The sequence below is a fragment of the Nitrospira sp. genome, from assembly GCA_029194665.1.
Classification (GTDB): domain Bacteria; phylum Nitrospirota; class Nitrospiria; order Nitrospirales; family Nitrospiraceae; genus Nitrospira_D.
The window spans coordinates 248,540-262,210 of the sequence record JARFXO010000004.1 but is presented as its reverse complement, the minus strand read 5'-3'; the positions used below and the strand labels follow the sequence as shown (position 1 = coordinate 262,210).

The following is a 13,671-nucleotide window of genomic DNA, read 5'->3' as shown; positions in this document are numbered from 1 at the left end:
ACTCAGCGTCCTCCGATTGTTTTATGATATCGACGTAAGATGCCCCTCGCAGAATCCATATCGGCCGTGATTTGCCGACTCAGAGCATCTCCGCCGGCAAACTGTGCATCGCCCCGGATACGACCGATAAACTCAACCGTGAGCGTTCGCCCATACAGTTCGTGGATTCCGTCCAGAATCGATACTTCCAATCCACGCTCCCCACCATCAAAGGTCGGTCTAGTACCGATATAGGCGACCGAATCATGTCGCTCTTGGCCCAGCATTGCGACAGCTGCATAGATTCCGTCGCCAGGGATCACGCGGTCCGGCGGTAACCGAAGGTTCGCGGTAGGACATCCTAATGTTCGCCCTCTCCTCTCGCCGGAAGATACGACTCCGCTCAGAGCATAGCATCGTCCCAACAAGACAGCCGCTTGATCGACATGTCCCGCGACGATGAGCTGCCTGATTCTCGTCGAGCTAACCACTCCTCCGTCGATCACCACGGGAGGAATCGGATGGACGATAAAGCCGAATCGTTTGCCGAGCGTGATCAAATCGCCGATCCGTCCTTCTCGCTTGTGCCCAAAGGCAAAATGTTGACCGACGAATATCTCTTTTAGTCCGAGCCCTTTGAAGAGGACCTGCTCGGCGAACATCTCCGCAGGGAGTGCGGCAAATGCTTGGGTAAAGCCCAGGGAGACCAGTTCATCGATTCCGGCTTGTTCGAAACGGGCATGCTTTTCTTCCACGCTCGTCAAGAACCGCAAGTCAACGTGAGGCGCGAGGATTTTCACCGGGTGAGGGTCAAACGTCAGGACGACAGCCGTTCCAGAGGCTCGGCGCGCCGTCTCGACCACCTGTTTTAGGAGCGCCTGGTGACCGAGATGATGGCCGTCGAAATTCCCGATGGTTCCCACCGGATACGGCCGCACGTCTTCGTCCGAATATCCGCCGGTCACTCTCATCGTCGATCAATGAAGGAGCTTGGCGACGTCTTTCGCAAAGTACGACAGGATCAGATCGGCTCCAGCCCGTTTGATCGCCAACAGCGATTCCATCATGGCACGTGATTCATCGAGCCACCCTGCTCTCGCTGCCGCCTTAATCATACTGTACTCCCCGCTCACCTGATACGCCGCCAGTGGGAGAAGCGTGTGCGCACGGGCCCTCGCAATGATGTCCAGGTAAGGCAGCGCCGGCTTGACCATCACGATATCGGCACCTTCATCGATATCGAGATCGATCTCGCGCAGCGCTTCGCGCGCATTAGCCGGATCCATCTGATAGGACTGGCGGTCACCGAATTGAGGGCTGGAAAAGGCCGCGTCGCGAAAAGGCGCATAGAAACAGGAGGAGAACTTGGCTGCATAGGCCAGGATCGGCAGATCAGAGAACCCGGCGCGATCTAATTCGCGCCTGATCGCAGCAACACGACCATCCATCATATCCGACGGCGCAACCATATCGGTGCCTGCCTCAGCATGAGAACGTGCCATCACCGCGAGACATTCGAGCGTCTCATCGTTAAGCACTTTTCCGTCCTTGACGAGTCCGCAATGTCCGTGGCTGGTGTATTCGTCGATACAGACATCCGTGATCACCAGCAACCCCGGTACGTATTGTTTGACGGCCCTGATCGCCCGCTGCACGATGCCGTTCGGATCCCACGCTGAGCTGCCACGTTCGTCCTTGTGCGTCGGTATCCCAAATAGCATGATGGCCGGAATCCCTAAGGCCTGAATCTCTCCCGCCTCTTTGATCAGACGATCGACGGACAGCCGACATTGGCCCGGCATCGACGCAATCTCTTCACGGCGATCCTGTCCCTCGACCACGAACAGCGGGTAGATAAAATCCGACGAGGACAGCGCCGTTTCACGTACCATCCGACGCAACGATTCATGCTGTCTCAGTCGTCGAAGCCGCTGGATCGGAAACCCCATGCCTCGTCTTACTTTCTTGGAAGGTTCGTCAAGAACACGACAAGGTCGCGAACGGAAATAACCCCGACCAGCTTCCCCTCGCGCGTGACCCCGAGATGGCGGAGATGGGATTGCGCCATCAAATCGTTGGCATCGAGCAACGTCTTGCTCTCTTCAATGGTCATGATCGGCGCCGACATGATTTGTTCGACCGTCGTCTGGGTTGCAGCTGTCCCAGCCGCAACCACTCGGCGCACCATATCCGTATCCGTGATAATGCCGATAATCTCGCGATCGTTGGTCACGAACAAACTGCCGATCTCGCGGTCCCGCATGATCCGGGCGGCCGTCTGAGCATCGGTGTCACGAGGCACCGTCACGAACTTTTCTCGGGGAATCATGAATGACTTTACAGGGACCATCTCACCCTCCCTCCTTGTAAGAACCCATCCTACATCTTGCGTGCATTCGTCACTCCAGCGCTCCCGTCGTCACCTGCGCACGGCTTCCATCATAATGGTGGGCGATCTTGTCCACCAGTGCGGGAATCGTATTCTCGCTCGGCATGATTGAGACCGTCAAACCATATTCCTCTGCCGTCTTGGCTGTGATGGGTCCGATGCAAGCAATCAGCACGGATTGCAAAAGCGGCTTCACCGCTTCCGCACCGCCGAGCATCGCGACAAAGTTGCGGACCGTGGAAGAGCTGGTAAACGTGACGACATGAATCCGATGATCCATCAGCTCCTGTTGCCACCCACTGGGATTTTGTTCCGATGTGAGCGTGCGGTACACGGGGATGACGTCGACATGCGCCCCGGCTGCGCGCAGTTCGTTCGGCAAGAGTTCTCTAGCCACTTCCGCCCGAGGGATCAGGATGTGGGTGTTTTCTACCTCTCGCCGATTCAGTTCAGCTAACAGTCCTTCCGCCTGATAATCCGACGGAACCAGATCGGCTCTGACACCAAACTTTTCCAGCTCCTGAGCCGTGCGAGGCCCGATGCAGCACAGCTGCCGTCCGGCCAAGCATCGTGAATCGAGCCCACGAGCAAAGAGCCTGGTCATGAAACGGCTCACGCCGTTGACGCTGGTAAAAATAATCCGGTCGTACGTCCCGATCTTGGAGATCGCATGATCGACAGGCCCCCAGTCGAGAGGAGGAACGATCCTGATCGTCGGAGCTTCCACCGGTTCAGCTCCATACCCTGTCAATCGAGCGGCTAATTCGCCAGCCTGTTCTTTCGCTCGCGTCATGAGCACCCGTTTCCCAAAGAGCGGGCGTCGCTCGAACCAGTCGAGTTTCGGCCTGAGTCGAACAACCTCTCCCACGACGATGACGGTCGGCGGCTCCATCCTCAGCGCTCCGGCTTTTTGAACGATATCGGCTAACGTGCCGACAACGGTTTGCTGGGAAACCCTTGTCCCCCACCGGGTAATGGCCACGGGTGTCGTCGGCGCCAGCCCTTCTTCGATAAGACGAGTCGAGATCGTTGAAAGGTTTTTCATACCCATGAGAAAGACGACCGTACCCTGGCTCATCGCAAGCCTTGACCAGTCCAGAGTCGTGGAGGGCTTCTCCGGATCCTCATGCCCGGTGACAATCGTCAGCGTAGATGCCAACGTTCGATGAGTCACGGGAATCCCGGCGTAGGCAGGCACCGCCACTGCGGCAGTCACCCCGGGAACCACCTCAAATTCGATCCCCGCCTCTGCCAGCACTTCTGCTTCTTCGCCTCCTCGTCCAAAGACAAACGGATCGCCTCCCTTCAACCGCACGACCACGTTGCCCGCATTTGCTCGCTCAATCAGCAGACAGTTGATGGCCTCCTGTTCAGAGTACTTTCCTCTTCCCCTGCGCCCGACATAGACTCGCTCCGCTTGGTCCTGGGCATGGGTAAGGAGAGCGGGGTTCGCCAGATAATCGTAGAGAACCACGTCAGCCTGCCCAAGACACTCCTTTCCTCGCAGGGTCAAGAGCCCAGGATCTCCGGGACCGGCTCCGACCAAATAGACCTTCCCCTTTTTTTGTCGTACCAGGTTCATGCTGACCCGTAAATCTCCCGAAGAATTTTGTCCCCTCCCCGAGTCAGCAGTCGTTCAGCCAACTGAACACCCAGAGCGTGAGCCCGCCGATGTATCCCCTCCATCCGATCGCGAATAACGGTCTTCCCATCGACCGTGGCGACGAGACCCTCCAATACGAGCCCCTCGCCGGATAGAGTTGCATGGGCTGCAATGGGCACTTGACAGCCTCCCTCTAGACGATGCAAAAAAGCCCGTTCTGCTGTCACAGTTGTATGGGTGGCTTGATGATTGAGTCGGGCTAAGACCGAATGCACGAATGCATCGTTGGTCCGACCTTCGATACCAAGCGCTCCCTGTCCGATCGCAGGCAGACTGAGCCTGAAGGGTAGATATTCCGTGATGGTCTGTGACCATCCCAACCGATGCAGGCCCGCAGCTGCCAAGACGATGGCATCGAACTGTCCCTCTTTGAGTTTTCTCAATCGTGTATCCAGGTTGCCCCGCAGCATCGCGATCTTCAGGTCTGGTCTGGCCTGCAACAGTTGAGCCTGGCGTCGGAGGCTTGCAGTCCCGATGGTGGCTCCCAATGGAAGTTCCTGAAACGAGTACCCTGCACGACTGATCAAGGCATCACGAACATCCTCACGTTGAGGAATACAGAGAATTTCAAGCCCTTCGGGCAATTGCGCCGGAACATCCTTCATGCTGTGAACGGCAAAATCGATCTCACCGGCGAGCAACGCGTCCTCAATTTCTTTGACGAACAAGCCTTTCCCTCCGATTTTTGCCAAGGGCACGTCGACAATCTTGTCGCCGGAGGTGTGAATCTTCTTGAGCAAAACCCGGACATCCGGCGCGACCTCCTGAACCTTGGATTGGAACCATTCGCTTTGACAAAGCGCCAATTTGCTCCCTCTCGTCCCAAGAACCAAGGTTGAACGCCTGCCGTTCTGTATCGACACGTTGAGACTCTTTTCGTAGCCCGCCGATCAGCGGGTTCGTTTATGGATCGACGTTTCCGGAACTGGATCCTCGGCACCCGACTCTGCGGGGCTTTCGGCCTGGTAATGCGTCGATTGCCTGTACGTCTCGATCTGTTGAACAGACGGCGATTGCAGGTCGAGAGAAAAAAACCGACGCGCCGCTTCGACGAACGCAGGACCGCTCGACGAGTTGACTTCGGCCTTGAGGGTGACCATCGTGCGATGAATCAATTTGTTCACGATCGAGGAGGCAAGGCCTTCAACCAGTTCGCGCTCCTGAGGAGACAGATGTGGCAGTCGCGCGAGCACCTTGTCGACCTCCGCCCGCCTCATATCATCGACGCGGTTCCTGAGCGCAACGATCGTCGGCGTGACCTCCAGGGATTTCATCCAGTCCACCAGGGTGGTCACTTCTTCCACAACCATTCTCTCGGCCTTCTCCGACTCCTGCACTCGCTCGGCTCGGTTCTGTTCAACTCGATGTTTCAGATCATCGATGTCGAAGAGAAACGCATTGTCGACGTGCCGAACGGCCGGATCGATGTTTCGGGGAACCGAAATATCGATCAAGAACATCGGACGGTTCATACGTTCTTCGACCGCACGACGTACATCCTCTGCCCCGACCAGATAATGTGCCGCACCCGTCGAAACGAGAACAATATCCGCTGAGGCCATATCATCCTTGAACTGATCGAATGGAACCGCCGTGCCGCCGAACTTGGCGGCGAGATCAACCGCATGCTGTGGAGTTCTTGTCGTGATACGCACATGCCCCACACCTTGAGCGATCAGATGGCGCGCGGCCAGCTTCGCCATTTCCCCGGCACCGACCAACAGCACCGTCTTCTCGTGCAGATTCGAAAAAATCTTCTTGGCCAGCTCAACGGCAGCATAGCTGACCGACACCGCCATTTCAGAAATTTTCGTTTCGGTCCGCACACGCTTGGCGACTGAGATCGCCTTCTTGACGACCTTGTTCATGATGACGCCGGTCGTTTTATAGGCCAGCGCGACTTCAAACGCATCTTTCAGTTGTCCCAGGATTTGAGATTCTCCGATAATCATTGAATCTAGACTGGCTGCGACTCTGAACAAGTGACCGATCGCTCGATCCCCGGTATGCCAGTAGAGATGCGGGGTCAACTGCTCGGAAGACAACGACAGATGCGTGTCGGCTAGAAATTCTTGGATACGGCCATATCCGGATTCAATATTGTCGACAACTGAGTACACTTCGACTCGATTACAGGTCGAGAGGAGGATGCCTTCCTTGACACCGGGATAAGAACATAGACGGGTGAGGGCTTCGCCGAGTCGGCTTTCGGGAACAGCCACCCGCTCTCGGATCTCGACGGGAGCCGTCTTGTGACTTAACCCGACGACGATCAGATGCATAGGATTCTCAGACGCATATTACGACAACGCACTATGTCCTTTAAGGACGACACCGACCAACGTGAGGATCACGCAAGCAAATCCGATGACCGTGAGATAGGCCGCGCGTTTGGCTCTCCACCCGATAGTCAGCCTTCCGAGCAACACAATAAAATAGAAAAGCCACGTGACCAGCGCCCAGGTCTGCTCGGGATTCCAACTCACATACGATCCGCGTGCAAATTGCGCTGAGATGGCTCCCGTCACGATTCCCAGCGTAAGCAACGGGAACCCTAACACGATGGATTGTTGATTAAGGTGATCGAGAAAGTCGAGCGCGGGGAGCTTATTGTAGAGAACATTAAACTGTTTCGACTTGAGGAGCCGATCCTGGATCAGATACATCACACCTGCGACAAACGCGACTGTAAATCCCACGGCGCCCAGCATGCTGAGCGTGACATGAAACCAGAGGGTCTTGAACACCGGCTGGAGGGTAGGTACCGTCTCTGGAAGGGCTGCGGCCGAAATCAACGAGACCAAGGCTAGAGGCACCATGAAGGACCCAAGCACATGAATCCGATGGCGGAATTCGACGACCAAAAACACCAGGATGATCATCCACGAGAAAAAAGAAAGGGCATCGGAAAAGCTGGGCGGCGCCGATGATGAGGCACCCGCTATCCGCAGGACGAGGGCAACGGTATGTGAAGCAAAGCCTGCCGCCGTCATACCCAGCGACACGTTTGATAGGGCTTCAGAGCGCCGCAGCGAATAGGATAGAAACGACACCGTGGCCACAATGTACAGGACCAGCGTGATCATGAAACAGACTGCTGCCATCGGGAACGCCCCTGAGGTGTCTACTGCTCGAACGTCAACAAGATAAGTTTGAAATTATATCGATGCCGACCAAAGGGAGTCAACAAAACGCAAGAGCTTCAAGGACTTCCGGCAGTCTGCCCGATCGTAAAGGAACACTCTATGTGGTGGCCGCCTCAATCGGACATCCTGACGATGTGACCCTACGTGCCATTCAGGTCCTAAGGAACGTAGATCTCATCGCTTCGGAAGATCCGAAGGCAACGCAACAACTTCTCGCACATCACCATATTCAAGCGATGGTGACGAGTTACGGCCCCCGGAATCTGAAGGAGAAGGCGGCGGTGCTTGTGCAGCGGTTACAGCGGGGCACTGACGTCGCGCTTGTCTCTGATTGCGGATCTCCCCTTGTGGTCGACCCAGGCCATCTCCTCGTGGTCGCAGCACATGCACATGGAATCCCTGTGGTCCCCCTACCTGGTCCTTCCGTAGCGATTGCGGCCCTCACCGCCGCAGGCGTACCCTGTGAGTCGTTCTATCTTCTTGGGTATCTGCCGAGCAAGACCCCCCATCTCGCCCGCTGCCTTATCGATGCGTTGAAGAGGGAAGTTCCCACGGTGGCGTTTTGCCCTGTGAACTCACTTCTGCGTGCGGTCCAGCTCCTTGTGAACATCGCGCCCCGTCGCCTTGTCGTCTTGGCTTGTGACCTGACAATGTCCAGCGAACATATTATTCGCGGAACATCACTACAAGTAAGCCGATGCCTGCCCAACGTGCAAGGGGAACAGATCACGATTGTTCTTGCGGGAAAAAACCGAGGCGGGCGGGACACAAAACCAAGGCCTGTCTAGTCGCTATCCTCTCGACGAATTAAAACTCTGTAGGCTTGGTCGGCTCGTTCCTGTGCTAATACCGTGTGGCCTTCATTCTCGACACTGCGCGGCACGTTCCGGATAGGATCGCCGTCATCCAACAAGACCGACAGCACTTCGCCTTCCTTCATCGTTTCAAGTTTGAGTTTCGTCTTCACGAAGTTGTAGGGACAAATAACCCCGCGAAGATCAAGCTCTGACGTCGGCACACCCGGCGCATTCTGATACTCGTTCATTCCGATGCTCGTTCATCCTGACGATTGAGTGAAGAACAATCCGACGGCATCGTCAGATTACCAAGGATCATTGGGATTGAGCAAGCAGCGTCCCAGCCCAATGAAAAGGGGCAGCGCAAGCTGCCCCTTTCAAAAACCCGAACTCCAGAGCGTCTTAATTGAATCCCTTTACCAGGTTCGGCTTAGACGCGTCGGTTCCGTAATCCGATTTGTTCGGCATCTTCGTCTCCGGAGCCACGGTTTGATAGCCCCAACCCGGCTGAGGTTCGCAATTCCAACAGGGAGCTGTACCGGTGTATTCGCCGATGGTGGTATCCACCGTTCCGGTAATCTTGCCAGGCAACACAGATCCCGCCACCCCACCTGTCGTGGTGGTGCTGGTTGTTTCGATAGCCCGCTCGGTCGAGGGATTCGGTCGCTGCCCTAGGCCGCCAAATCCGGCGAGTTTCTCGTTGCCTCGCAGCAAGTACACCTCGCGAACAATCTTGCGGCCTGTGCCATAGGGTTGATTGGGCGAAGTCGCCTCAACCACTTGGAGCGCAATATCATCGCCGTTGTTCAACGCCCTAAACTGATCCAGGTTGGTTCTTTCGTCGAAGTAGACAGTCAGCGAGCTCATCGCTCCGGTTCCCGCACGACCTTCGTCGTGAGAGCTTCCCCCGGTTTCCAGATGCATCTTGCCCGCAGGAAAATCTATCGCCAAGACACGGCCATAAATCGTCTCGGGAAGAGAGAGGCGATCAAGGAACGCACTGCGATCAAAGGTCTGGACCCGATTGGCACTTCCAGACACATCGCCAACCCCGGTTCCCACACCCATTGCGGACCCGCCAGAAGATTGCTGTAGTCGCTCTTGAGCCACTGCAATATTCATAGAGCCGACACAAAGCAGTGCGGCCCCTAGTGCCAACGCTTTACGCATGTGCTGCCTCCTTAAAAAAGTAGGTGGACGAGACGGATAGTCCCAGAGAAAGAAATCGATCGATCTTTATTATTATTATTGAGCGTTCCATTGCTTCTTAATCTAAGCAGGAAGAAATCAATACGTACACCATTGAGAAATATGAGAGAAGGTAGGCCAATAACGCGGCGCTGTCAAGTGGGTAGCCGAATCACCGAGTGGGACGCTCACAAATCAACACCGCTTCATCAAGACACGTTGGCATTGTTCGACCAGCAATCAATCAGCTCGACGCTCATCTGGTGCCCGGAGGGAGGGTCGAACTCCCACTCTCTCGCGAGAACCGGATTTTGAGTCCGGCGCGTCTGCCAGTTCCGCCATCCGGGCACATCCACCGCGCGGGCACAGCAGCTGTGTTTCTAACATGCCGCCGCTAGAGGGTCAATCGGCAACTGTCCCGTCTCCACTGCATATTATTGGGAACAGATTTCTGACAGGAATGAAATGGCTCTGTACGTGACATTCTCCGGCCCGTCCATTGGAGCAATGGATGAAGAATGAACATATGCGCGACTATTTTTCGCCCTAGCCAGGACGACCGGAGCCCATTTGACGATTCGACAAACTGCGGTACGGTTGTGAGCGGCGGCCACCACGCCGCATCCGTTGCGCAAATCACTGGAACCAGTCATGACTACGGAAGAGTTGGATTCCAATAGGGTGTTTGTCCTGCACAACTTTCTGTCGAGCGATGAGTGCGCTGCACTGATCCGTCGGAGCGAAAATCTCACCTACGAGACCGGCACCGTCGGAGGTGTAGTGGCTGAGGGAATCAGAAACAATGAGCGCGTCTTACTCGATGACAAACCCTTGTCAGACAAATTATTTCAACGCGCGCTCCCATGGCTTCCTCAGGTCGTCGAACGCCAACACCTGGTCCGGTTCAACGAACGTTGGCGCTTCTACCGCTATCGTCCCGGACAAACCTTCCATGCCCATCGGGACGGATCGTACCTGTCGCTGGAAACCTACGAGCAAAGCGAAGTGACGTTCTTGATTTATCTGAACGACGACATGACGGGCGGAGAAACACGATTCTTCGCAGACATGGACCAGGCCGCTCAACGATGTCCCTATTTGAGTGTGAAGCCAAGGACAGGGGCGGCGTTGGTCTTCCTCCACTCCATCTGGCACGAAGGGGCTGTTGTGCAGAGTGGGGAGAAATATGTACTTCGGACCGATGTCATGTACAAGTTATAGGCTGGACCGTTGGACTTGGTGTGTGGGGGACAGTCTGAAAATGCCGCACGACGACTTGTTCATACCTAATTGATGATCGCCCTCCTCACGCAGACCCCCTGGCGTTCCCATAGGATCATTCAAAGGTATCCGACCCCCACTTTTCACTTGGCGTCGCGTTCGTTCTTTCGACAGATCATCCGGCGGTTCACTTGCGTTCGTGTTCTGGATTCGTACGTGACGGAGTCCTGCTCCGTCTTGTCCGACGACGCTCACGAGAACGACCCTTGATCGCTGCCGCCTGCGGTAGGTTGAAGTCTGCGTCTGCAAGCAAACTTCGAGGGACCTCCCCTCATCGCGGGTAAAACATCGCGTCCATTTTTACCAAGATGCCGACGTTCGTAGCACACAGGCTCCCCACCCCTTTGCCATTTGCCGATCCAGGCCCGAAGGTCGGCAGGATGTGAGGGAAACCAGTCGCTTGAGCTGACCGAAACGAGGAAGAGATCTTCCGCAAGATTCACCAGGCCGAACAGGTGCTGACCGCATAGTTATTTGAGAGACTCTGAACGAGAAACTTCTGCTGCCTCTCGATGCCATCTCAATGCGAAGACAAGTCAGCTTCTTACCGGTCTGGAGCCCAGGGACGCGGTAAGCGATTGATGCCGTCCAGTGCGGCGACTTTGTAACATTCTGCCAGAGTCGGGTAATTGAAGACTGTGTCGATGAAATAGTGAATTCGACTGCGATGAGCCATGATGGCCTGACCGATGTGGATCAGCTCAGTAGCCCCCTCTCCGATGATATGGACGCCGAGCAATTCGTAGGTCTGCCGGTGAAACAAGAGCTTGAGCATGCCCGTTTCGTCGCCCATCAGCAGTCCACGGGCGATTTCTTTATAGCGAGCGATGCCCACTGCGTAGGGAACCCCGGCACGAGTGAGTTCTTCCTCGTTCCGTCCCACCATGGAGATTTGAGGAATGGAGTAAATGCCGTAGGGTAACAACGAATTGTCGGTATGATTCGGAAGGCCGAAGGCATTGCTGGAGGCATGACGGCCTTGCTGCATTGAAGTCGAGGCCAGGGCCGGAAAGCCGATGACGTCACCGGCCCCATAGATATGCGGGACTGCGGTCTGAAAGTGTTCGTTCACTCTCAGGCGACCCCGATTGTCCGGTTTCAATCCCGCCGCTTCCAGGTTGAGCCCTTTTGTCGCGCCGACCCGGCCGATCGCATACATAAGCGTGGATGTTTGGATCGGCTCGGCGTGTTGCAAATCGACATGGATGGAATTATCCGGCGCTTTCTTGATCGCGAGGACTTCTTCGTCGTGATACAGGGTGACACCGAAATCTTTCATCTGTCGCTGGAGTCGGTCGATGATCTCAGCATCGGCAAACTCCAACAGACGAGGTGCTTTGTCGATGAGGGTGGTGGGAATTCCCAGTGCCGCGAGCATGGAGGCGTACTCTGTGCCAATGACACCCCCTCCGACGATCACGATCGAAGAGGGAAGGCGTTTGAAGGTCAGGAGCCCGTCCGTATCGATGATAGAGGTGTCGTCGAATGGGATCTCGGGCGGACGGCTTGGTTCTGTGCCGACGGCGACGACAATGAAATCCGCCGTATGTTCGCTCGGGCCGCTCCGGTGTTGGACACGGAGACGGTGTGGATCGAGAAAACTGGCTGATCCGAAAATCATATCGACCCGATTCCGAGCCATCTGATCGTACACGATCTGGATCTCGCTCGCAATGACGTAGTTGACGTGGCGGACGAGTTCTTCGATCCTAACCGTTTCCTTGAATCGGTACGGGGTACCATAGATGCTGCGCTGTGGAATTCCGGAAAAATAGAGCACGGCTTCGCGCAGGGCTTTACTCGGAATCGTGCCGGTGTTGATGCAGACGCCTCCGACGACTTCCTTCTTCTCGATCAAACCCACCTTCTTGCCGATTTTGGCTGCCTGCACTGCGGCCTTTTGGCCGGCCGGTCCCGTGCCGATAACGAGTAAGTCGTAGTGTGCCATGAGTGCTCCGAGGACCTGAGGCTAAGGTTGAGGTTCAGGGAAAATGGAAGCTCCTGATCCAGGCACAACATTATCATTACCCTTAACTCTTGTCCTAATCTGTTTCACCTTAGCTTTCCGTCTCCACGAGACGGATGGACCCGAAGGCTTCTTCCATGTCCGGCTGTTGGGTAAGTTCAAGGATTGTTTGGAGATAACAACAGGTGTCAGAAACCATTTCCCGATTGCCGAACAGTGTCGAGCCACACTCACCCCCGTGCGTCCCTACCGCATTGCCTCAGCATAGACCTAACCTCTGCACAAACGTAGGATGTCACGTTCTTCCTTCCTCGCTCTCGACCTACGCATAGCCGAAAAACCCAGGGCGGTCCCGGACCGACACCATTTTCACTAAGTCCCGTATGGAAAGCACTCCGACAATCTTGTCGTTCTCACTGACGGCCAAGTGACGCACACCCCGTTCGGTCATGACTTGACTGGCATCGCGAATCGTACGATTGACATCAATGCTCAGCAGAGGGGAGCTCATCACGGCACTAACACGGGTTTTGCCTGCATCCTGGTTGGAGGCGAGCCCTTTTCGGACCAGGTCGCTCTCGGTCACGACGCCGACGAGCTCGCCGGCCTCAATCGTCAGCAATGACCCGATGCGCTTCTCGCTCATTCGCACAGCAGCCGCAAAAATGGACTCTTCTGTGCCGATCGTAGCGGCCGGGGTCGCCATCAGGACGCCAAGCGGCCGGTATACCCCGTCGAGATCGATGACGGGATTGCTCTCCGCATCCACAAACGATCGCACCAAATCCCGTACTGAAACAACCCCGACGATCTCCTCTCCCTCCACCACGCAGAGGTGACGGACCTGGTTGCCTTCCATCACATGGCTGGCATCCAACATGGAGCCTTCTGCCGCGATCGTCAACGGTGGGCGGCTCATCACACGATCCACCGCCGTGACCGCCTGATCCACTCCCTTCGCAAGCACTTTCCGCACCAAATCCGTCTCCGTCACAATCCCTATCAGTCCTCGTTCGGGATCGCCGGACTCCACCAACACGCAGCCGATACGCCGAGCACCCATCCGCTCGGCCGCCAGCACGACCGTCGTCTCTTGTGGAACCATCTCCAGGTTGCGATGCATAAAGTCCTTGACCGCTCCACCTCTAGATTCGCGCATCGCAACTCCGTGTTCCTGGGAACAGATCGCCCTTCCGTACACTATATAATATAGTCCAGATAGTCCGGGCCCCTTGGCCTCGAAGCTCTCACAAACACTATAC

The 13,671-nt window shown here is 55.9% G+C and carries 13 protein-coding genes and 1 tRNA gene; 2 read left to right on the top strand and 12 right to left on the bottom strand.

The window, feature by feature from the left end; all coding sequences use genetic code 11:
* Positions 1–2: 2 nt before the first annotated feature.
* Genes ribF through ccsA form a run of 7 tightly spaced genes read right to left on the bottom strand, consistent with a single transcriptional unit; the run spans position 3 to position 7,117 of the window.
* Positions 3–950 carry a riboflavin biosynthesis protein RibF gene (gene ribF, locus P0119_14660; GenBank protein ID MDF0667299.1) on the bottom strand — a complete coding sequence of 316 codons (948 nt, stop codon included), beginning with the start codon at positions 948–950 and terminating at the stop codon, positions 3–5.
* Positions 951–956: 6 nt separating this feature from the next.
* A complete protein-coding gene (hemB, locus tag P0119_14655; protein MDF0667298.1) occupies positions 957–1,928 on the bottom strand; it encodes a porphobilinogen synthase in 972 nt (323 codons plus the stop codon).
* A gap of 8 nt (positions 1,929–1,936) precedes the next feature.
* On the bottom strand, positions 1,937–2,329 hold the full coding sequence (locus P0119_14650) for a CBS domain-containing protein (GenBank protein ID MDF0667297.1): 393 nt from the start codon (positions 2,327–2,329) through the stop codon (positions 1,937–1,939).
* 49 nt (positions 2,330–2,378) lie between these two features.
* Positions 2,379–3,950 (bottom strand): uroporphyrinogen-III C-methyltransferase, encoded by a 1,572-nt coding sequence (gene cobA / locus P0119_14645; protein MDF0667296.1) that lies wholly within the window; start codon positions 3,948–3,950, stop codon positions 2,379–2,381.
* A complete protein-coding gene (gene hemC, locus P0119_14640; GenBank protein ID MDF0667295.1) occupies positions 3,947–4,894 on the bottom strand; it encodes a hydroxymethylbilane synthase in 948 nt (315 codons plus the stop codon). The genes cobA and hemC overlap by 4 nt, the downstream gene beginning before the upstream one ends.
* Positions 4,895–4,921: 27 nt before the next feature.
* Positions 4,922–6,313 carry a glutamyl-tRNA reductase gene (gene hemA, locus P0119_14635; GenBank protein ID MDF0667294.1) on the bottom strand — a complete coding sequence of 464 codons (1,392 nt, stop codon included), beginning with the start codon at positions 6,311–6,313 and terminating at the stop codon, positions 4,922–4,924.
* A gap of 18 nt (positions 6,314–6,331) precedes the next feature.
* Entirely contained in the window at positions 6,332–7,117 is a 786-nt protein-coding gene (ccsA, locus tag P0119_14630; GenBank protein ID MDF0667293.1) for a cytochrome c biogenesis protein CcsA, read from the bottom strand.
* An 80-nt stretch (positions 7,118–7,197) separates the two neighbouring features.
* On the opposite strand from ccsA, the gene P0119_14625 reads away from it, so the two are divergent.
* Positions 7,198–7,965 (top strand): SAM-dependent methyltransferase, encoded by a 768-nt coding sequence (locus P0119_14625; protein ID MDF0667292.1) that lies wholly within the window; start codon positions 7,198–7,200, stop codon positions 7,963–7,965.
* On the opposite strand, the gene P0119_14620 is transcribed toward P0119_14625, so the two are convergent.
* From P0119_14620 to P0119_14610, 3 genes are all read right to left on the bottom strand, one after another.
* The gene (locus P0119_14620; GenBank protein ID MDF0667291.1) at positions 7,962–8,222 is read right to left on the bottom strand and encodes a sulfurtransferase TusA family protein; all 261 of its coding nucleotides are present in this window, start codon (positions 8,220–8,222) and stop codon (positions 7,962–7,964) included. The two genes, P0119_14625 and P0119_14620, sit on opposite strands and share 4 nt — an antisense overlap.
* A gap of 154 nt (positions 8,223–8,376) precedes the next feature.
* Positions 8,377–9,144 (bottom strand): hypothetical protein, encoded by a 768-nt coding sequence (locus P0119_14615; GenBank protein ID MDF0667290.1) that lies wholly within the window; start codon positions 9,142–9,144, stop codon positions 8,377–8,379.
* Positions 9,145–9,423: 279 nt separating this feature from the next.
* Positions 9,424–9,510 (bottom strand) — tRNA-Leu (locus tag P0119_14610).
* A gap of 303 nt (positions 9,511–9,813) precedes the next feature.
* On the opposite strand from P0119_14610, the gene P0119_14605 reads away from it, so the two are divergent.
* On the top strand, positions 9,814–10,383 hold the full coding sequence (locus P0119_14605; protein ID MDF0667289.1) for a 2OG-Fe(II) oxygenase: 570 nt from the start codon (positions 9,814–9,816) through the stop codon (positions 10,381–10,383).
* A gap of 604 nt (positions 10,384–10,987) precedes the next feature.
* Here the strand turns inward: P0119_14605 and sthA are convergent.
* Entirely contained in the window at positions 10,988–12,391 is a 1,404-nt protein-coding gene (gene sthA / locus P0119_14600) for a Si-specific NAD(P)(+) transhydrogenase (protein MDF0667288.1), read from the bottom strand.
* 340 nt (positions 12,392–12,731) lie between these two features.
* A complete protein-coding gene (locus tag P0119_14595; GenBank protein MDF0667287.1) occupies positions 12,732–13,568 on the bottom strand; it encodes a CBS domain-containing protein in 837 nt (278 codons plus the stop codon).
* Between the last annotated feature and the right edge of the window lie 103 nt (positions 13,569–13,671).

Excerpts from the sequence above, each read along its gene's own strand:
- ribF (MDF0667299.1), bottom strand. The coding sequence starts at position 950 with ATGAGAGTGACCGGCGGATATTCGGACGAAGACGTGCGGCCGTATCCG.
- hemB (MDF0667298.1), bottom strand. The coding sequence starts at position 1,928 with ATGGGGTTTCCGATCCAGCGGCTTCGACGACTGAGACAGCATGAATCG.
- P0119_14650 (MDF0667297.1), bottom strand. The coding sequence starts at position 2,329 with ATGGTCCCTGTAAAGTCATTCATGATTCCCCGAGAAAAGTTCGTGACG.
- cobA (MDF0667296.1), bottom strand. The coding sequence starts at position 3,950 with ATGAACCTGGTACGACAAAAAAAGGGGAAGGTCTATTTGGTCGGAGCC.
- hemA (MDF0667294.1), bottom strand. The coding sequence starts at position 6,313 with ATGCATCTGATCGTCGTCGGGTTAAGTCACAAGACGGCTCCCGTCGAG.
- ccsA (MDF0667293.1), bottom strand. The coding sequence starts at position 7,117 with ATGATCACGCTGGTCCTGTACATTGTGGCCACGGTGTCGTTTCTATCC.
- P0119_14625 (MDF0667292.1), top strand. The coding sequence starts at position 7,198 with ATGCCGACCAAAGGGAGTCAACAAAACGCAAGAGCTTCAAGGACTTCC.
- P0119_14620 (MDF0667291.1), bottom strand. The coding sequence starts at position 8,222 with ATGAACGAGTATCAGAATGCGCCGGGTGTGCCGACGTCAGAGCTTGAT.
- P0119_14615 (MDF0667290.1), bottom strand. The coding sequence starts at position 9,144 with ATGCGTAAAGCGTTGGCACTAGGGGCCGCACTGCTTTGTGTCGGCTCT.
- P0119_14605 (MDF0667289.1), top strand. The coding sequence starts at position 9,814 with ATGACTACGGAAGAGTTGGATTCCAATAGGGTGTTTGTCCTGCACAAC.
- sthA (MDF0667288.1), bottom strand. The coding sequence starts at position 12,391 with ATGGCACACTACGACTTACTCGTTATCGGCACGGGACCGGCCGGCCAA.
- P0119_14595 (MDF0667287.1), bottom strand. The coding sequence starts at position 13,568 with ATGCGCGAATCTAGAGGTGGAGCGGTCAAGGACTTTATGCATCGCAAC.